At 73.7% G+C, this 18263-nt stretch carries 14 protein-coding genes; 9 read left to right on the plus strand and 5 right to left on the minus strand.

From position 1 onward, the window contains the following. Positions 1 to 302 precede the first annotated feature (302 nt). From OG823_RS18025 to OG823_RS18040, 4 genes are all read left to right on the plus strand, one after another. Positions 303 to 2471 (plus strand): MMPL family transporter, encoded by a 2169-nt coding sequence (locus OG823_RS18025; protein WP_371480609.1) that lies wholly within the window; start codon positions 303 to 305, stop codon positions 2469 to 2471. 77 nt (positions 2472 to 2548) lie between these two features. Beyond that, a complete protein-coding gene (locus OG823_RS18030; RefSeq protein ID WP_371480610.1) occupies positions 2549 to 3748 on the plus strand; it encodes a sensor histidine kinase in 1200 nt (399 codons plus the stop codon). After that, positions 3745 to 4416, plus strand: coding sequence for a response regulator (locus tag OG823_RS18035; RefSeq protein WP_371480611.1), 672 nt, complete (start codon positions 3745 to 3747; stop codon positions 4414 to 4416). The genes OG823_RS18030 and OG823_RS18035 overlap by 4 nt, the downstream gene beginning before the upstream one ends. A 70-nt stretch (positions 4417 to 4486) precedes the next feature. After that, on the plus strand, positions 4487 to 5083 hold the full coding sequence (locus tag OG823_RS18040; RefSeq protein WP_371480612.1) for a hypothetical protein: 597 nt from the start codon (positions 4487 to 4489) through the stop codon (positions 5081 to 5083). Here the strand turns inward: OG823_RS18040 and OG823_RS18045 are convergent. Further along, complete coding sequence (locus OG823_RS18045) at positions 5071 to 6096, minus strand: hypothetical protein (RefSeq protein ID WP_371480613.1); 1026 nt, start codon at positions 6094 to 6096, stop codon at positions 5071 to 5073. The genes OG823_RS18040 and OG823_RS18045 overlap by 13 nt on opposite strands. A gap of 336 nt (positions 6097 to 6432) precedes the next feature. Between OG823_RS18045 and OG823_RS18050 the strand changes: the two genes are divergently transcribed. After that, positions 6433 to 7188 (plus strand): rhomboid-like protein, encoded by a 756-nt coding sequence (locus OG823_RS18050; RefSeq protein WP_371480614.1) that lies wholly within the window; start codon positions 6433 to 6435, stop codon positions 7186 to 7188. A 17-nt stretch (positions 7189 to 7205) separates the two neighbouring features. Here the strand turns inward: OG823_RS18050 and OG823_RS18055 are convergent, their stop codons facing one another. Further along, positions 7206 to 11420 carry a molybdopterin-dependent oxidoreductase gene (locus OG823_RS18055; protein ID WP_371480615.1) on the minus strand — a complete coding sequence of 1405 codons (4215 nt, stop codon included), beginning with the start codon at positions 11418 to 11420 and terminating at the stop codon, positions 7206 to 7208. Positions 11421 to 11816: 396 nt separating this feature from the next. Here OG823_RS18055 and OG823_RS18060 point away from each other — a divergent pair, with 396 nt between their 5' ends. From OG823_RS18060 to OG823_RS18070, 3 genes are all read left to right on the plus strand, one after another. Further along, entirely contained in the window at positions 11817 to 12329 is a 513-nt protein-coding gene (locus OG823_RS18060) for a DinB family protein (protein WP_371480616.1), read from the plus strand. 113 nt (positions 12330 to 12442) lie between these two features. Next, positions 12443 to 12931 carry a MarR family winged helix-turn-helix transcriptional regulator gene (locus OG823_RS18065; protein ID WP_371480617.1) on the plus strand — a complete coding sequence of 163 codons (489 nt, stop codon included), beginning with the start codon at positions 12443 to 12445 and terminating at the stop codon, positions 12929 to 12931. A 75-nt stretch (positions 12932 to 13006) separates the two neighbouring features. After that, entirely contained in the window at positions 13007 to 14560 is a 1554-nt protein-coding gene (locus tag OG823_RS18070) for an MFS transporter (RefSeq protein ID WP_371480618.1), read from the plus strand. Here the strand turns inward: OG823_RS18070 and OG823_RS18075 are convergent. The 3 genes from OG823_RS18075 to OG823_RS18085 form a co-directional block, all read right to left on the minus strand. Beyond that, a complete protein-coding gene (locus OG823_RS18075; RefSeq protein ID WP_371480619.1) occupies positions 14539 to 15471 on the minus strand; it encodes an AraC family transcriptional regulator in 933 nt (310 codons plus the stop codon). The two genes, OG823_RS18070 and OG823_RS18075, sit on opposite strands and share 22 nt — an antisense overlap. An 88-nt stretch (positions 15472 to 15559) precedes the next feature. Next, positions 15560 to 16483 carry an NADP-dependent oxidoreductase gene (locus tag OG823_RS18080; protein WP_371480620.1) on the minus strand — a complete coding sequence of 308 codons (924 nt, stop codon included), beginning with the start codon at positions 16481 to 16483 and terminating at the stop codon, positions 15560 to 15562. Positions 16484 to 16621: 138 nt separating this feature from the next. Then, positions 16622 to 17239, minus strand: a complete 618-nt coding sequence (locus OG823_RS18085; RefSeq protein WP_371480621.1) for a class I SAM-dependent methyltransferase — start codon at positions 17237 to 17239, stop codon at positions 16622 to 16624. 468 nt (positions 17240 to 17707) lie between these two features. Between OG823_RS18085 and OG823_RS18090 the strand changes: the two genes are divergently transcribed. Further along, positions 17708 to 18259 carry an NADPH-dependent FMN reductase gene (locus OG823_RS18090; RefSeq protein ID WP_371480622.1) on the plus strand — a complete coding sequence of 184 codons (552 nt, stop codon included), beginning with the start codon at positions 17708 to 17710 and terminating at the stop codon, positions 18257 to 18259. Positions 18260 to 18263: the final 4 nt, after the last annotated feature.

The raw sequence follows: 18263 nt of genomic DNA on the forward strand, positions 1-18263 counted from the left end.
GAGAGGGAGCACCCACGGGCGCGGTATCCGGCGGCGGCCGCGTACCGCGCCCGCGGTACGCGGGGTGTCTGCGCCCGGGTGACGACATCTCGCCGCCCGGGCGGCAGGGTTGAGTACACCGGGGAGAGGGCCCGCGGCCACGGCCGAGCGGGCCCTCGGCCAGCGCCGTCCGCCCCGGCCCGACGACACCGCCGGCCCCCGATCGGGGCGCCGGGTCGTACGTACCGGCCCGCCCGCAGGGCCCGAAACCCATCGGAGAGCGGATGTCCGCGCTTGCCCGCTGGTGCCACCGGCACCGGCTCGTGACCGTCTTGCTGTGGCTGGGCCTGTTGGTCGGCCTCGGCGCGGCCTCGGGAGCCGTCGGCACCAAGTACAGCGACAGCATGTCGATGCCCGCCACCGAGTCGAGCAAGGCCCTGGAGCTGCTGAAGGCGGGCATGCCGGCCGCCGCCGGCGACACCGACACGGTGGTCTGGCACACCACCGGCGGCTCGGTGAACGACGCCGCGACCAAGGACCGGATGACCAGGGCGCTGGAGCAGATCTCCACCAGCCCCTCGGTCGCCTCGGTGGTCAGCCCGTACACCCCGCAGGGCGCGCTGCAGGTCAGCAAGGACGGCGCGACGGCGTACGCCCAGGTGAACTTCACCGGGAACGCCCGCGAGATCCCGAAGGCCGACGTCGAGCACGTGGTCGAGCTGGCGAAGCAGGCCAGGACGGACGGCCTGGACGTCCAGCTCGGCGGCCAGGCGGTCCAGAACAGCGAGAGCGAGATGGGCGGCGCCAGCGAGCTCATCGGCATCGTTGCCGCGCTGATCGTCATGACGCTCGTGTTCCGCTCGCTCTGGGCGGCCGCGCTGCCGATCCTCACCGCCGTGGCCGGGGTCGGCACCGGTGTGATCGGCACCGGCCTGCTCAGCCACGGCATGAGCGTCGCCTCGGTCGCGCCCACCCTCGGCGCCCTGGTGGGCCTGGGTGTCGGCATCGACTACGCGCTGTTCATCGTCAACCGGTACCGCAAGGGCCTGATGGCGGGCCTGAGCGTGCAGGAGTCGGTGGTCAAGGCGCTGAACACCTCGGGCCGGGCGGTGCTGTTCGCCGGCCTGACCGTGGTGATCGCGCTGCTGGGCATGCTGATCCTCGGGATCGGCTTCCTCAACGGCATGGCGATCTCCGCCGCGCTGACCGTCGGGCTCACCGTGCTCGCCGCGATCACCCTGCTGCCCGCCATGCTCGGGATGCTGAAGCTGCGGGTGCTGAGCCGGGCCCAGCGCCGGCAGCTGGCCGAGCACGGCCCGTCCGAGGTGCAGTCCGCCGGGGTCTGGGCCCGCTGGGCGCTGCGGGTGCAGGCCAGGCCGACCGGCAAGGCGTTGGTCGCGCTGCTGGTGATGGTCGCCGTCTCGGTGCCGGTGTTCTCGCTGCGGCTGGGCAGCTCGGACGCGGGCAACAACCCGAAGTCCAGCACCACCCGGCAGGCGTACGACCTGATGGCCGGCGGCTTCGGGCCCGGTTCGAACGGGCCGCTGCTGCTGGTCGCCGAGGCCCCCGCCGCGCAGGACAAGGAGGCGCTGACGAAGCTCGTCACCGAGCTGAAGGCGGTGCCCGGCGTGGCCCAGGTGGCGTCCGCGCCGATGAAGGACGGGCAGAGCATCGGTACGGTGCGGGTGGTGCCGACCACCTCGCCGCAGTCCGAGCAGACCTCCGCGCTGATCACGGACCTGCGCGAGCGGGTCGTCCCGCAGGCCGAGGCCGGCACCGGCCTCCAGGTGTACGTGGGCGGCGCCACCGCGACCGCGGCCGACTTCGCCGACGTGCTGATCTCCAAGCTGCCGTTGTTCATCGCGATCATCGTCGGGCTCGGCTGCCTGCTGATGATGGTGGCCTTCCGCAGCGTGCTGGTGCCGCTGATCGGCGTGGCGATGAACCTGCTGACGATGGGCGCCGCGTTCGGCGCGATCGTCGCGGTGTTCCAGTGGGGCTGGGGTTCGGAGGCCCTGGGCGCCGGCGCGGCCGGTCCGGTGGAGGCCTTCGCGCCGGTCATGATCATCGCGATCCTGTTCGGCCTCTCGATGGACTACCAGGTCTTCCTGATCAGCCGGATGCACGAGGAGTGGACGCACACCCGGGACAACCGGCGGGCCGTACGGGTCGGCCACGGTGAGACCGGACAGGTGATCACCGCCGCCGCCGTCATCATGGCCTGCGTGTTCGCCGCGTTCATCTTCGGCGGCCAGCGGATGATCGCCGAGTTCGGCATCGGCCTGGCCCTGGCCGTCCTGCTCGACGTGCTGGTGCTGCGGATGGTGCTCGTCCCGGCGCTGATGCACCGGTTCGGCCGTGCCAACTGGTGGCTGCCCGGCTGGCTCGACAAGGTGCTGCCGCACGTCTCGGTGGAGGGCGAGCCCGACCCGGCGCCGCTCCCGGAGCCGGCCGCGCACCGCGAGCCCGCGGCGGCCGACGCCGGCCGCTGACCGTCCATCCACCGTGGGGGCCCGGACCGGCATGACCGCCGCTCCGGGCCCCCACTGCGTACCGTGAAGGAGTGCAGATGGCCGACACGATCAGACGGTGGTTGCGGGCCCGCCCGCTGATGACCGACCTGACCGTCGCGCTGGCCTGCTTCGTGCTGGCCGCCCCGGTGTCGGCCGCGGCCGCCTACCACCAGAACGACTCGATCCCCCGGTACCTCGTCCTGCTCGGCGTCTCCTGCGTCCCGCTGGTGGTCCGCAGCCGGTGGCCCGTCCCGGTGGCGTCGGCGGTGGTCGTGCTCACCGTGCTCGGGTACGCGGTGCTCCCGGCCTCGGGGCCGCCGCCCGCCGCCGCCGGCTTCGCGCTGTACGCGGTCGCGATCCGCACCGACCGGCGTACCGCGTGGCGCACCGGCCTCTGCGCCGCCGTCACGCTCACGGCCGCCGCACTGATCGTCCGCCCGGGCGTGGACGAACTCCCGGCCAACCTCGGCCTGATCGCCTGGACCTTCCTGTCGGTGGCCATCGGCGACGCCGTCCGCAGCCGGCGCGAGCTGCTCGCCTCGGCGATGGAGCGGGCCGAGCGGGCCGAGCGCACCCGCGAGGAGGAGGCGGGCCGGCGGGTCACCGAGGAGCGGATGCGCATCGCCCGCGAGCTGCACGACGTGGTGGCGCACCACATCACCCTGGTCAACGCGCAGGCGGGTGTGGCTCACCACCTGATGCGCACCGATCCCGAGCACGCCTACCAGGCGCTGGAGCGGATCCGGGACACCAGCCGGGCGGCCCTGGACGAGCTGCGCGCCACCGTCGGCCTGCTCCGTTCCGGCGGCGAGCAGGCGGCGCCGCGGGAGCCGGCTCCGGGCCTGGCCGGCCTGGACGACCTGCTGGAGGCCTTCCGCCACTCGGGCCTGCCGGTCGTGCTCGACCGGTCGGGCGAGCCGGTCGCGCTCCCGCCGATCACCGACCTGACGGCCTACCGGATCATCCAGGAGGCCCTCACCAACACCCACAAGCACGCCGGCCCGGCGACCGCGCAGGTCCGGCTGGAGTTCCGGGCCGACGTCCTGCGGGTGACCGTCGAGGACGACGGCCGGGGCGCCGGTACCGGCGCCGGTGGCGGTGGCGGTACCGGCCACGGGATGATCGGGATGCACGAACGCGCCCGCGCCGTCGGCGGTACCCTCGCCGCCGGGCCCCGCCCCGGCCGGGGCTTTCGCATCGACGCCGAACTGCCGCTGCCCACCGGCAACGGCCGGAAGGGCTGCAGGCTGCCATGACGATCCGCGTACTGCTCGCCGACGACCAGGCGCTGCTCCGGGGCACCTTCCGGATGCTGATCGACTCCGCCCCCGACCTGGAGGTGGTGGGCGAGGCCGGTACCGGTCGCGAGGCCGTCGAGCTGGCCCGCAGCCTGGGCGCCGACCTCGTCCTGATGGACATCCGGATGCCCGTGCTGGACGGGCTCGCCGCCACCAGGCTGATCACCGAGGACGAGGACCTGGCGGGCGTCAAGGTCCTGGTGCTGACCACCTTCGAGAGCGACGAGTACGTGGCGGAGGCGCTGCGGGCGGGCGCCAGCGGCTTTCTCGGCAAGGGCATCAACCCGGAGGAGCTGCTGGACGCGATCCGGGTCGTCGCCGCGGGCGACGCGCTGCTGTCGCCGGCCGCGACCAAGGCCCTGATCGGCCGCTTCCTCGCCCAGCCGACCCCGCACGAGCGCGCCGCGCTGCCCCGCATGGACGTGCTCACCGCCCGCGAGCAGGAGGTCGTCACCCTGGTCGCGGCCGGGCTCTCCAACGACGACATCGCCGAACGGCTCTTCGTCACGCCGCTCACCGCCAAGACCCATGTGAACCGCGCGATGGCCAAGCTCGGGGCCCGTGACCGGGCCCAGGTCGTGGTCATCGCGTACGAGAGCGGGCTGGTGCGGCCGGGCAGTTCCTAGGCCAGTCCCGGGCCCTGGGCGATCCGGCCCGGTACTGGTCGCGGGCGGCCCGCACTGGTAGGCATAAGCCGTGCGTTTCGACAGCGTTCCGATGCCGCCGGCCGTCGAGGCCAGGCCCCGCGACACCCGCGGCTACCCGGTACCCGCGATCACCCCGTGGGAGGGCGACGAACCGCAGTTCGCCCGCACCGACCACGGCCGGAGCGCGAACTGCGCGCGGCGCCGGCTCTGCTCGGTCTGCGACACGGTGATGGCGCCCGGCCCGGTCTGGCGGGTGGTCGGCGCCACCGAGAGCGCCGCGATCGCCGGGGCGCTGGCGGCCGGGCGCCCCTACCGCAACCTCGCGCCGACCCTGGAGGGGCCGGGGCACCGCGCCTGCATGCTCTACGCCTCGATGGTCTGCCCCTACCTCGCCCGTCCCAACGCGCGCCGGAGCCTGACGGCCGACGCCCCGGACGAGCTGACCGCGCACGTGGTGCGCGGCGCCGTCCGGGGCGAGCTGGGCGCGGTGGTCGGCTTCGGCGGCTTCGAGTACGCCGTCACCGCCGAGCGGGTGCTGTTCCGCTTCCTCGACGTGCTGGAGTACCTGCCGCACGACACGGCCGACGCCCACCTGGCCGAGCTGCGCGCCGAGTTGGACCGGACCGGCCCGGGTCAGCGCCGGTAGGCGGGCAGGCCGGTGTAGGTGGAGACCCGGGCGGGTTTGTCGGACCCGTCGACCCGGAGGGTGTAGATGCCGTCCGGGGTCCTGGCGGCGATGGTGAGGCCGTCCGGGGACCACGCCGGCTCGGTGAAGTCCGTGGTGGCGGCCGGGGTGAGGTCCCTGATCGGCCGGTCGCCCGCGCCGCCCTCGAAGATGTGGTCGTGGCCGTCGACCGAGCGGACGAAGACCAGGTCGTCCCCGGCCGGGGAGAGGGCGGGCTGGGAGCCGTTGGTGAGGGAACCGCCCTGCTGGCGCAGGTAGTCGTCGCGGATGTAGACCTCGCCGTTGTCGCTGTTCGCGTAGGTCGTCGTGCCGTAGGCGCCGCCTCCGCTCGGCCAGGTGTTGCCGGTCGTCGGGAGCGGCGCGACACCCTCACCGCTCTCGGTGCCCAGGCTCAGGACCTCGGGCCTGCCGTTGACGGAGGTGGCGACGAGGCCCTCCAGCCGGGAGACACCGCCCTTGGCCGCCGCGAAGACCAGGTTGTTCTTGGCCGACACGTCGCCGTTCTCGGGGTGGGCCGGGGCGACCTGCCAGGTCGGGTGGGACCAGGTCTCGCCGCCCGGGTTCCCGGCGACCACGACGCGGCCGCTGCCGTCCGGGTTGGCGGTCACCAGGTCGCCCGAGCCGTTGATGAACGCGGCCTTGGAGCCGTCCGGGGACCAGGCCAGATCCCGGACGACGGTGCCGAAGTCGACCGAGGTGCCGTTCATCAGGACGTGGTCGGTGCCGTTGCTGATGGTCAGCCCGTTCTTCCCGGTGCCGTTGACGGCGGGCTCGGCGGGCTTGGCGGGCGCCGGGCCGGTGCTGCCGGGGGAGCCGGTCGCCGGCGCGGCGGCCGTCGCGGTGCCGCTGACGGCCGGGCCGGCGGAGGCCGGGTCGTTCTCCGGACCGCAGCCGGTCAGCAGGGCGGCGGCGCCGGCGGTCAAGACGGTGGTGAGGGCTACGGCGGCGGTGCTGAGCCGGTGGCGAGCGGGCATCGGTGGTTCCCCCCTGGGAATGCGGACGGGTCGGGCTGCGGTCGCGGGAGCCGCGCCGCCGTCCCGGGGCCCTTGCGTCCGCCCGCCGACCGGTTGCCGCTCTTTGCGATGTCCCCAGCCTGGCAGTGGCAGATCCGGGCTTGGTTCGGCCGCTGTCACGGCACGGCAACAGGGCGGGCGGCGGGTCCGGCGGTTCGGGCGTCGTCCGGCCCTTCCGGGGGTACGCCTCACCCGTCCGGAGCAGTGGAGGGTGTCCTCGGGGCCACCCGTCCCGCAGGCTGTCCCTGACGCCGATCGTGCGCAGGAGCCGACCGGGCGAGAGAAGGGGGGCCGTCCGTGCCGACGCACCTGGTCCGCGCGGCCCGGGGGTGCTGGGCCTACGTGCGCCGGGCGCCGGGCACGTTCATCTGGCTGGCGATCCTGTTCGGGACCACGGTGGTGATCCGGCACGTGTCGCCGGAGACGGCCCACCACATCCTGGAGAAGCGCTCGACCAACCTGCACTACCTGGCGGTCTCGCCGGTGCGGGTGCTGCTGAGCAGTGCCATGTGGATCGCCGGCGGCGGCTGGCTCTTCTACTTCGTGCTCTACAACATCTTCCACGTCCCGGCGGAGCGGTGGCTGGGCACCGGCCGCTGGCTCGCGGTCCTGCTGATCGCCCACGTCGGCGCGACCTACCTCAGCGAGGGAGTGCTGTACTGGGCGATCGAGCACGGGTACGCGCCGGAGCGCGCCAGGTTCACCCTGGACTACGGCGTGAGCTACGCGCTGGCCGGCGTCGAGGCGGTGCTCACCTACCTGGTCGTGGCGCCCTGGCGCTACCTCTACCTCGCCGGGGTGCTGTTCTTCTACGGCCTCGCCCTGGTCCAGGAACGGAACTTCACCAGCGTGGGCCACTTCTCCGCCGTACTGCTGGGCCTCGCCTGCTACCCGATCACCCGCGCCCGCCCCGGGCGGTGGGATCCGGTCGCCGCCTTCCGCGCCGGGTGGCGGCGGCTGCGGCACCGGCGGATCCCGGCCGGCGCCCCGTCCGTCCGGAGCTCCGGACGGACGGTCGGCGGTAGCCGCCTCGGTCGGACGGGCGGTCGGTAGACGTCCCGGACGGACGGTCAGTAGACGTCCCGGACGTAGCGCTTCTCGGTGCCGAGTTGCTTGACGTACGCGTCGGCCTCCTCGTCGGTCAGGCCGCCGTAGCCGGCCACGATCTCGCGCAGGGCCAGGTCGACGTCCTTGGCCATCCGGCCGGCGTCCCCGCAGACGTAGAAGTGGGCGCCGCGCTGGAGCCAGTCCCAGAGCCGGGGGCCGTGCTCGCGCATCCGGTCCTGGACGTAGATCTTGGAACGCTGGTCGCGGGAGAAGGCGAGGTCGAGGCGGTCGAGATGGCCGGTGCGCCGGAACTCCTCCAGTTCCTCGCGGTAGTAGAAGTCGGTGGCCGCGCGCTGCTCGCCGAAGAACAGCCAGTTCGGGCCGGTGTGGCCGCGGGCCCGGCGCTCCTCCAGGAAGCCGATGAACGGGGCCACGCCGGTACCCGGGCCCACCATGATCATCGGCGTCGAGGAGTCGGCGGGCGGGCGGAAGTGCGGTGAGCGCTGGACGAACACCGGCACCGGCCCGTCGTCCGCGCTGTCCGCGAGGTAGGTGGAGCAGACGCCCTTGCGGTCGCGGCCGAGGTCGTTGCCGTAGCGGACGACGGACACCGTGAGGCGTACCTCGCCGGGGTGGGCGAGCGGGCTGGAGGAGATCGAGTACAGGCGCGGCTGGAGTCGCTTCAGCACGCCCGCCCACTCGCGGGCGGTGGCCCGCACCGGGTACCCGCCGACGATGTCGACGGCCTGCCGCCCCCAGCTCCACTTCGCCAGCTCACCCTTGTTGTCCGGTCGCAGCAGCCGCTTGAGGTCGCGGTCGCCGGTCCGCTCGCAGACGAAACGCAGCAGGTCGGGAGTGATCCGGGCGATCTCCAGGCGGGTCCGCAGGGCCTCGCCGAGCGAGATCTCGCCGGCCTCCGCGACGGGCACGGTGTCGGCCGGGTCGAGCCCGGTGACGGCCAGCCACTCCGCCACCAGCTCAGGACAGTTGGCGGGCCAGACGCCGAGCGCGTCGCCCGCCTCGTAGCTGAGATCACCGCCGTCGCCGCCCCGGGTGTCGAAGGCGAACTGCCGTACCTCCTTCTGCGATCCGGGCAGGCTGAGCACCCGGTTTCCGACCAGCAGGGTCGCGAACGGGGACGCCTTCGAGTAGCCGGGCGCCGCGGGTGCGGACGGGCGGGCGGTGGCCGGGGCGGCCACCGTGTCGAGCCGCTCGGCCAGCGCGGCGACCACCTCGTCGAGCCACCTGCCCGCGGCCTGGTCGTAGTCCGGTTCGCAGTCCGCGCGCGGGGTGATCCGGGTGGCGCCCAGCTCGCCGAGCCGCTGGTCGAGGCGGCGGCCGTGACCGCAGAAGTCGTCGTAGTTCGAGTCGCCGAGGGCGAGGACGGAGTAGCGCAGGCCGCTGATGCCGGGCTGCTCCTCGTCGGTGAGGGCCGCCCAGAACCCGGCGCCGTTGTCCGGGGCCTCGCCGTCACCGAAGGTGCTGGTGATGACCAGCACGGGGACGCCGGCGGGCAGCGAGCCCGGGGTGCAGTCGGCCATGCTCAGCACCTTCGGGCCCCAACCCGCCTCGGTCAGCCGGCGGGCCGCCGTCGCGGCGACCTCCTCGGCGTTCCCGGTCTGCGAGGCCCAGAGGACCACCACCTGCGGCGCGGCGCCGGCCGTCCCGGGGGAGTCGGGGGCGGTGCCGGGCCCGGCAGGCCGGTCCTGGCTCCCGGGGGCCTGGGAGAAGAGCCCGGCCAGCAGGCCGTTGACCCACAGCGCGCGCTCGGGCTCGATCGGAGCCTCGGCGGGTAGCACCGGTACGGCGCCGGCCCCGGTCCGCCCGCCGCCGCCCAGACCGGCCAGGTAGCCCGCCAGGTACTGCCGCTCCCCGCCCGCGAAGGCGGGCGGCGTGAGGTCCTCGACGCCCAGGATGCGGGCCAGCAGCGCGGTCGCCCCTTCGCCCGCGGCGGCCTCGGCGGCGGCCGGGACGGCAGTCGGGACGGCGGTCGGGACCGCAACCGGAAACGAGCCCGGGACCGCGCCCGGCTGCTCGGCGCGGGTCGGCGCGGCCACCTTGGCGAGCGAGACGGCGCAGGCTTTGAATCCGGGTTGGAAGGAGATGGGGTCGACGGCGTCGTGGGTGACGGCGTTGATGCTGAGGTACTCGCCGAAGAGGTCGTTCCAGTGGAAGGGGGCGAAGCAGTTGCCGGGTCGGACGCGGTCGGTGACGACGGCGGGCAGGACGGCGCGTCCGCGGCGGGAGGCGACCTCGATGTGGTCGCCGTCGGTGATGGTGAGGGTGGTGGCGTCGTGGGGGTGGATCTCGATGAAGGGTCCGGGGTTGAGTTTGTTGAGTTTGGCGACCTTGGCGGTCTTGGTGAGGGTGTGCCACTGGTGTTGGAGGCGACCGGTGTTGAGGACGAAGGGGTAGTCGTCGTCGGGTAGTTCGCCGTCGGGCAGGTGGGGGCGGGGGAAGAACTGGGCGCGGCCGGTGGCGGTGGGGAAGGCGAGTCGGGGGCGGGTGCCGTCGGGGTGTTCCAGCAGGCTCTGGCTGATGCCGTCGTTGAGGTAGCGGATCGGGTTGCGGTCCTCGCCGTCCGCGGTCGGGGCCGGCCACTGCACGGGGGTCGTGCGCAGTCGCCGGTAGCTGATGCCGCGCAGGTCCCAGCCGGTCTTGGGGTTCCAGGCCCGCTTGATCTCCTCGAATATCTCTTCGGCGTCGGTGTGGTCGAAGCCCTCGGTGAAGCCCATGGCGCGGGCCACGCGGGCGATGATCTGCCAGTCGGGCAGTGCCTGGCCGGGCGGGTCGGCGAGACTCTGGGCGAGGGTGACGTTCCGCTCGGAGTTGATCATGATGCCGTCGGACTCGGTCCACAGGGTGGCGGGGAGCACCACGTCGGCGTAGGCGTTGGTCTCGGTGTCGGCGAAGACGTCCTGGGTGATGACCAGGTCGGCGGCTTCCAGGGCGGCGATGACGGTGCGGCGGTTGGCCACCGAGGCGACCGGGTTGGTGCAGATGATCCAGCAGGCCTTGATGTCGCCGGCGGCCATCCGTTCGAACATCTCCACCGTTCCGTGTCCCACGTCGGTGCGCAGGGTGCCGGGTGGGAGGTTCCAGAGGTCTTCGACGAAGGCGCGTTCGGTGTCGACCAGGACGGAGCGTTGTCCGGGCAGGCCGGGGCCCATGTAGCCCATCTCGCGGCCGCCCATGGCGTTGGGTTGGCCGGTGAGGGAGAAGGGGCCGGAGCCGGGGCGGCAGATCGCGCCGGTGGCGAGGTGCAGGTTGACCAGGGCGTTGGTGTTCCAGGTGCCGTGGATGGACTGGTTGAGGCCCATCGTCCAGCAGCTCATCCATTCGCCGGCTTCGCCGATCCACTGTGCGGCGCGGCGGATGTCGGCCTCCGCGAGGCCGGTGGTCTCGGCGACCTTCGCCGGTGGGTAGTCGGCGAGGAAGGCGGGCATCGTCTCCCAGCCGTCGGTGAACTCGGCGATGAAGGCGGGGTCGGTGTGGCCGTTCTCGACCAGCAGGTGCAGCAGGCCGTTCATCAGGGCGAGGTCGGTGCCGGGCTTGATCTGGAGGAACAGGTCGGCCTTGTCGGCGGTGGTGGTGCGCCGGGGGTCGACGACGATCAGTTTGGCGCCGGCGGATTTGATCCGGTCCATCATCCGCAGGAAGAGGATCGGGTGGCAGTCGGCCATGTTGGCGCCGATCACGAAGAAGGCGTCCGCGTTCTCGAAGTCCCGGTAGGAGCCGGGCGGGCCGTCCGCGCCGAGCGAGAGTTTGTAGCCGGTGCCCGCGCTGGCCATGCACAGGCGGGAGTTGGACTCGATCTGGTTGGTCCGCACGAAGCCCTTGGCGAGCTTGTTGGCGAGGTACTGCGCCTCCAGCGACATCTGCCCCGACACGTAGAACGCCAGCGCGTCCGGTCCGTGCTCGTCCAGGATCGCGCGCAGCCGCCCGGCGACCGCCGTGATCGCCGTGTCCACGTCGGTGGCGACGGGCTCCGCGCCGCGCTCGGGGCGCACCAGGGCGGTGCCCAGTCGGCCGGGCGCGGCGAGCATGTCGGCGGTGGTCGAGCCCTTGGTGCAGAGCCGCCCGAAGTTCGCCGGGTGGGACTTGTCACCGGACGCCCGGAGCACGGTGCGCCGACCGGTACCGCTCTCCACGCCGACGTCGAGCAGCAGACCGCAACCCACCCCGCAGTAGGAGCAGACGGTCTTCACGGTGTCGGCCTGCGGCCCAGGTGCCGTCACGGACAGCTCCTCTCGGGAGAGCTCGGCTCGCCCGGTCGGGAAGGCGGTGACGGCGTTGGCACCGGTGGCGGGCAGTGGGATGGTCCCACTTAATCGACCCTAAAAGGCCCCGGTTGCGGGAAGGTACGGGGCTCGGCGCCGACCGGTTACGTCGGGCGCACACCCCGGCCGGTGCGGGTGTGAGCCTCTCCGTCGCAGCCCGGTCGTGGCGGTGGCGCGGCTCGGGTGGGGCGGCTCGGCCCCGCAGCTCCCGGATCCCGGGGCGGCTCGGGGCGGCTCCGGTCCGGCCGGGCGATGCCGTGGTTGGCTGGTCGTGCGGGGCTCCCGCTCCGGCCGGACGACCGGCGACCGGCGGCAGTGGACGGCCGGCGACCGGTGACAGTGGAGGAAAGCATCATGGTGACGCATCGGGAACAGTCCGGCGGCGGCGAGCGCGCCGATCTGCTGGAGACACTGGCGAAGCACCGGGGCCTCCTGCGCCGGACGGTCCGCGGCCTCACCGACGAGCAGGCGGCGCTGCGCACGACGGTCAGCGCGCTGTGTCTGGGCGGCCTGATCAAGCACGTGGCGGGGGTGGAGGACCGCTGGACGCGCTTCGTGGTCGGCGGCGCCGAGGCCATGCGGAGCGAGTCGGTCGACTGGGAGGGCCAGTTCCGGATGCTGGACGGCGAGACGCTGGCCGGCCTGCTGGAGACGTACGAGCAGGTGGCCCGGCGGACGGACGAACTGGTGGCGACGCTGCCGGATCTGGACGCGGCCCACCCGCTCCCGCAGGCGCCCTGGTTCGAGCCGGGCGCGCGGTGGTCGGCGCGCCGTGTACTGCTGCACGTGATCGCCGAGACCTCGCAGCACGCCGGGCACGCCGACATCATCCGGGAGGCCCTCGACGGGTCGAAGACCATGGGTTAGGGCGGTTCGGGCGGGCCCCGGGGCCGACCGGACCGCGCCCGGCGCGGTCACTCCGGGGCACTATGTCTTTTTTTGGATGATCTGCCACGGATCGAATTGTTACCCTGGCGGACATGACCGCCATGGCGCCCACCCGCACTGAACCGGACCTCTCCTACCTCCTGGACCACACCGGCCACGTCCTGCGGAGCAGGATGTCGGCCGCGCTCGCCGAGATCGGACTCACCGCTCGCATGCACTGCGTCCTGGTGCACGCCCTGGAGGCGGAGCGCACCCAGATCCAGCTCGCCGAGATCGGCGACATGGACAAGACCACCATGGTGGTGACCGTGGACGCGCTGGAGGAGGCCGGCCTCGCCGAGCGCCGCCCCTCCGCCAAGGACCGTCGGGCCCGCATCATCGCCGTCACGGAGGCCGGTGAGCTGGTAGCCCGGCGCAGCCAGGAGATCGTCGACGGGGTGCACGCGGAGGCGCTGGGCTCACTGCCCGAGGACGAGCGGGAGGTCCTCCTGCGGGCGCTGAACCGGCTCGCCGCCGGTCACCTGGCGACACCGGTGGAGAACCCCCAGCCCGTGCGGCGGGCGCGGCAGCGCGCCAAGTAGGTCCAAAGAGGATCGTCTATTACGGGACTATCTGCTACGGTCTCTCTTGTTGTCCCCTTTCGACGGGAGAGACCCATGGCTGCCATCCCCGACGCCCCTGCCGCGCCCGACGACGCACCCGCGCCGCCCGCCACATCCGGTCCGCCCGCCGCACCCGCGCCGCCCGCAGGCCCCGCGTCGCTCACCGCCCGCTCGCGCGGGCTCGCCCTCGCCGTGATCGCCGCGGGGATGCTGATGACCGTCCTCGACGGCAGTGTCGTGACGGTGGCGATGCCGGCCATCCAGCAGGATCTGGGCTTCTCGCCGGCTGGTCTCAGCTGGGTGGTCAACGCCTACCTGATCGCGTTCGGCAGCCTGCTGCTGCTCGCCGGCCGCCTGGGGGACCTGATCGGCCGCAAGCGGATGTTCGTGGCGGGGACCGTGCTCTTCACCGCCGCCTCCGTGCTGGCCGGCGCCGCCGACTCCCCGGCGCTGCTGATCACCGCCCGGCTCCTGCAGGGGGCCGGCAGCGCGATGGCCGCCGCCGTCAGCCTGGGCATTCTGATCACGCTGTTCGCCCGGCCCGCCGAGCGCTCACGGGCGATCGCCGTCTTCAGCTTCACCGGCGCGGCCGGCGCCTCGATCGGCCAGGTGCTCGGCGGCGTTCTCACCGACGCCCTCGACTGGCACTGGATCTTCTTCGTCAACCTGCCGATCGGTCTGGCGGTGCTGGCGGGCGCCGTCCTCGTCCTGCCGGGGGACCGCGGGCCCGGCCTCGCGGCGGGTGCCGACGTGATCGGCGCGTTGCTGGTCACCGCCGGACTGATGCTGGGAATCCACACCGTCGTCCGGGCCGGCGGCCAGGGCTGGGCCTCGGTCTCGACCCTCGGCCCGCTCGCGCTCTCGCTCGCCCTGCTGGCCGGCTTCGTCCTCCGCCAGGCCACCGCGAGGAACCCGCTGATGCCGCTGCGGATCCTGCGCTCGCGCAGTGTGCGGGGCGCCAACGTGGTGCAGATCCTGATGGTCGCCGCGCTGTTCGCCTTCCAGGTCCTGGTCGCGCTGCACCTCCAGAAGGTGCTCGGGTACGGCGCGGCCCGGACGGGCCTGGCGATGCTCCCGGCCGCCGTGGTGATCGGAGCCGTGTCGCTGGGGCTCTCGGCCCGGCTCAACGCCCGGTTCGGCGAGCGCCGGGTGCTGTCGGCGGGGCTGCTGCTGCTGGTGGCCATGCTCGGGCTGCTCACCCGGCTCCCCGTGCACGCCCACTACCTCACCGACCTGCTCCCGGTGATGCTGCTCGCGGCCGGTTTCGGACTCGCCCTGCCCGCACTGACCACGCTCGGCATGTCCGACGCGGACGCCGAGGACGCCGGCCTCGCCTCCGGGCTCTTCAACACCACCCAGCAGATCGGCATGGCGCTGGGCGTGGCGGTGCTCTCCACCCTGGCGGCCTCCCGTACCGAGGGGCTGCTCGCGGCCGGGCGCGGCCGGGCCGAGGCGCTGACCGGCGGTTACCACCTGGCGTTCCTGGTCGGAGCCGGGCTGCTGGCCACGGCGCTGGTGGTCGCGCTGGTCTCGCTGCGCGACCCGGCCCGGCGCAGGCCGCCGGTCACGGGGCCGGGCCGGGAGCGTCAGGACGCGAGCCGTCGGTAGCTTCCGGGAGCGAGCCCGTACTCACGCTTGAAGGCCTTCCCGAAGGCGAACTCGGAGCCGTACCCGGCGCGGGCGGCGACGGTGCTCAGCGGGAGGTCGGCCTCGCGCAGCAGCCTGGCCGCGGTCGTCATCCGCCAGCGCGTCAGATAGGAGAGCGGGGGCTCCCCGACCATCGCCGCGAACCGGCGGGCGAAGGCCGCTCGGGAGAGCCCGGCCCGGGCGGCCAGCGACTCGACCGTCCAGCGCGCCGCCGGATCCGTGTGGATGGCCGCCAGCGCCGGGGCGACCGCCGGATCTCTCAGTGCGGCGGCCCAGCCCTCGGCCGCCCCGGCGGGCCGCTCCTCCAGCCAGGCCCGCAGGATGTACAGCAGCAGGGAGTCGATCAGGGCGGGCACGATCCCGTCGGAACCGGCGCGCGGATTCTCCAGCTCGGAGCCCAGGAGCTGGATCGCGGCGGTGAGTTCGGGCCGCCGGCCGTGGCCGGCCGGCAGGTGGATCAGCTCGGGCAGCTGACGGACCAGCGGATGCGGGCGGCCCTGGTCCAGGTGGTAGTTGCCGCAGAGCAGGCTGGTCCGCGGGCCGTCGCCGCCGATCGAGAGCGCCCCGATCGGCGGCGCCTTGCTGTACTGGCCCGGCTCGGGCACCAGCGCCGGCGTGGCGGGGTCGTCGGCGAGGATGTGGCCCTGGCCGTCCCGGAGGAAGACCACGTCGCCCGGGCCGAGGGCGACCGGCTCCGGTACGGGACCGCTCCCCTCCAGCGGGATCAGCCAACAGGTCCCCTGCAGCACCACGTGGAACCCGGCCCCCGCCACGGACGGCAGCCGAAGCCCCCACGGCGCCCGCCCGTCGGTGCGGATCGAGCTCGGGTGCCCGGTGCGCATCGATCCCAGGGCCTCGGTGAGGATGTCCATCTCCCCCTCCTTCGTACTCGCTGCCCCCACGGTACGGGCGGGCCGCCGCGGGCCGGCGGCGGCCCGTGCCCGCCCGGTGCCCGCAGGTTCAGACCGTCAGGACGACCTTGCCCCGGGTGCGGCCCGAGCCGACCAGCTCGTGGGCCTTGGCGGCCTCGGCCAGCGGCAGGACCTCGGAGACGTGCGGGCGGATCAGACCGGCGTCCACCAGCCGCGCGATCGCCTCCAGGGCGGCGTGGTCCGGCTCGACCGAGACGCCCGCGAAACGGTGGCCGGCGGCCCGGGTGGCTGCCGCGAGCTCCTTGTTCCCGTGCTCCAGGATGCTGACCAGCACACCGCCCGGCCGCAGCACGCCGAGCGAGCGCTCGCCCTGCGCCGTCGAGTCGAAGACCACGTCGACACCCCGCACCGCCTCGGTGAAGTCGGTGGTCCGGTAGTCGATCACCTCGTCGGCGCCCAGGCCCCGGAGGAACTCGTGCCCGGCGGCGCTCGCCAGCGCGATCACGTGGGCGCCCCGGGCCTTGGCGATCTGGACGGCCAGGTGGCCGACGCCGCCGGCGGCCCGGTGGATCAGGACCCGCTGGCCGGCCGAGAGCCCGGCCGCGTCCACCAGGCCCTGCCAGGCGGTGAGCCCGGCGAGCGGCAGCGCCGCGGCGTGCACGTGGTCCAGCGAGGCCGGCTTGCGGGCCACCTGGCGCGAGGGCGAGGCGACGTACTCGGCGTAGCCGGTCGCGGCACGCGGGAAGAACGGCATCCCGTACACCTCGTCGCCGACCTCGAACCTGGCCCCGGGCCCGGCCTCCTCGACCACGCCGGAGATGTCCCAGCCGACTCCGAACGGCGGCTCGCCGAGCAGCGGGAACGCGCCCGACCTGACGGCCACGTCCACCGGGTTCACCGCACTCGCGTGGACCCGGACGAGCACCTCGCCGGAGAGCGTCCGCGGCCGCTCGATGTCGACCTCCTCGAGCACCTCGGGCCCGCCGAACGACTTCTGGATGACAGCACGCATGGGATTCTCCCCTGGGGTCTCGCGGTTGATGTGCTCAACCCTAGGGAGCTCCGGCGAGACGGAGAATGGTCTCCTGTCTCACTTGCATGTCCGATCGTCTTGCGGTCGGGCAGCTTCGTCGATTCTCGCTTCGGCCGGTCAGGCGGAGAGGGCGACCCCGAGCGAGTCGGCGCCCATCGGCTTCGGAGCGCCCTTCTCGTAGAAGACGTCGAGCTCGGTGATGGTGAAACCGGCGGCGGTCAGCAGCGGGACGATCGGCCGGGTGAGGTGGCAGCCGTCGAACACCCGCTGCTCCAGCGGGTCGAGGCGCCGTTGCCAGCGGCGCACCTTCTCGTCCGGGGCGAGCCCGTGCTCGACGAAGTGCAGCGTCCCGCCGGGCCTGAGCACCCGCCGTACCTCGCGCAGCGCGGCGGGGGCGTCCGGGATGGTGCAGAGCGTCCAGGTGGACAGCGCGGCGTCGAAGGAGTGGTCGGCGAACGGCAGCAGCTGGCCGTCCAGGCCCGAGCGCACCACCGGGACGTCCGACTCGCTCAGCCGCTTGCCGGCCAGCCGCCACCCCACGTCGGACGGATCGACCGCGGTGACCCGCGTGACGGCCGGCGGGTAGAACGGCACGTTGAGGCCCGAGGCGAACCCGATTTCGAGGACTTCGCCCGCGAGGCCCTCGCAGACCCGCCGCCGCAGCGGCTCGGCCTCCTTCATGCCGCAGGCGACGTTGATCATGCGTGGCACGACCTGCTCCGCGTAGAACCCCATGGCGGCCTCCTCGCTCACCCTCCAGTCTGGCACCCGGCCGGGCCGTCGGCCCGGGCCGGCGACGGGCGCCACGACCCGGTCCCGGCGCGCGGGGGCTGTCGGTACCGGCACCTGTGCTCCTCGGCAGCCGGGGTCGACCGGGCATCGGAGCACCACGCATACTCCGAGCGGCTCCCCCGCCCCGAGGAGCGGGGGAGCGCGCGCTGCACGGTCCTGCACGACGAGAGCGGCTGTCCGTCGGCGATCGCCTACTTGGGGGATCACCGCCGACCGACCGCCGGCCGGGCCCGGGGCGCAGCGCCGTGGCGCCGGGCCCGGCCGGGCGTTGCGGGGCCTCCGCGGGAGTCCCTCGCGGGGCGTCGGCGGCCGAGGATCCGAACGGGAATCGATCGGGAACCGGTGCGGTCAGCCTGTCCACATCAGAACCGGCGGCCCGACGGCCGCCACGTGGACAGGAGAGTTCCCCCCGTGGCCAAGATCGTTCTTATCTCCGGCAGCCTGCGCCGCGACTCGGTGAACACCGCCGCCGTCGCCACCGCTCGCCGCCTGCTGGAGCAGGACTCGCACGAGACCGGCACCCTCACGGTGGGCGAGCTGCCGTTCTACCACTTCGACGTCGAGGAGGCCGACAGCTCGGCCGCTGTGCGCGAGGCCCGCGCGCTGGTCGCCTCGGCCGACGCCGTCGTGATCAGCACCCCGTCGTACAACGGCGAGGCGCCCGGCGTGCTGAAGAACGCGCTGGACTGGCTGTCGCGCCCGTACGGCCGCAGCGCGCTGAGCGGGAAGACCGTCGCGCTGCTGAGCGCCTCGCCCGGCCCGCGCGGCGGCGCCGACGCCCAGCCGGCCCTGCGCGAGGTGCTCCGCCGCTCGGGTGCGGCGCTGGTCGAGCACGAGCCGGTCGCGATCGGCAACGCCGTCGAGCTGCGCGGCCAGGACGGCGAGTTCACCGACCCCGAGGTGCTGGCCGTGCTGCAGAGCCTGCTCAAGGCCACCGTGGTCGCCGTCGCCGCGCAGGCGTGACCGG

It is taken from the genome of Kitasatospora sp. NBC_00315, assembly GCF_041435095.1.
Lineage (GTDB): Bacteria > Actinomycetota > Actinomycetes > Streptomycetales > Streptomycetaceae > Kitasatospora.

Coding starts and splice junctions, on each gene's coding strand:
- OG823_RS18030 (WP_371480610.1), top strand. CDS start 2,549: ATGGCCGACACGATCAGACGGTGGTTGCGGGCCCGCCCGCTGATGACC.
- OG823_RS18035 (WP_371480611.1), top strand. CDS start 3,745: ATGACGATCCGCGTACTGCTCGCCGACGACCAGGCGCTGCTCCGGGGC.
- OG823_RS18045 (WP_371480613.1), bottom strand. CDS start 6,096: ATGCCCGCTCGCCACCGGCTCAGCACCGCCGCCGTAGCCCTCACCACC.
- OG823_RS18060 (WP_371480616.1), top strand. CDS start 11,817: ATGGTGACGCATCGGGAACAGTCCGGCGGCGGCGAGCGCGCCGATCTG.
- OG823_RS18065 (WP_371480617.1), top strand. CDS start 12,443: ATGACCGCCATGGCGCCCACCCGCACTGAACCGGACCTCTCCTACCTC.
- OG823_RS18070 (WP_371480618.1), top strand. CDS start 13,007: ATGGCTGCCATCCCCGACGCCCCTGCCGCGCCCGACGACGCACCCGCG.
- OG823_RS18075 (WP_371480619.1), bottom strand. CDS start 15,471: ATGGACATCCTCACCGAGGCCCTGGGATCGATGCGCACCGGGCACCCG.
- OG823_RS18080 (WP_371480620.1), bottom strand. CDS start 16,483: ATGCGTGCTGTCATCCAGAAGTCGTTCGGCGGGCCCGAGGTGCTCGAG.
- OG823_RS18085 (WP_371480621.1), bottom strand. CDS start 17,239: ATGGGGTTCTACGCGGAGCAGGTCGTGCCACGCATGATCAACGTCGCC.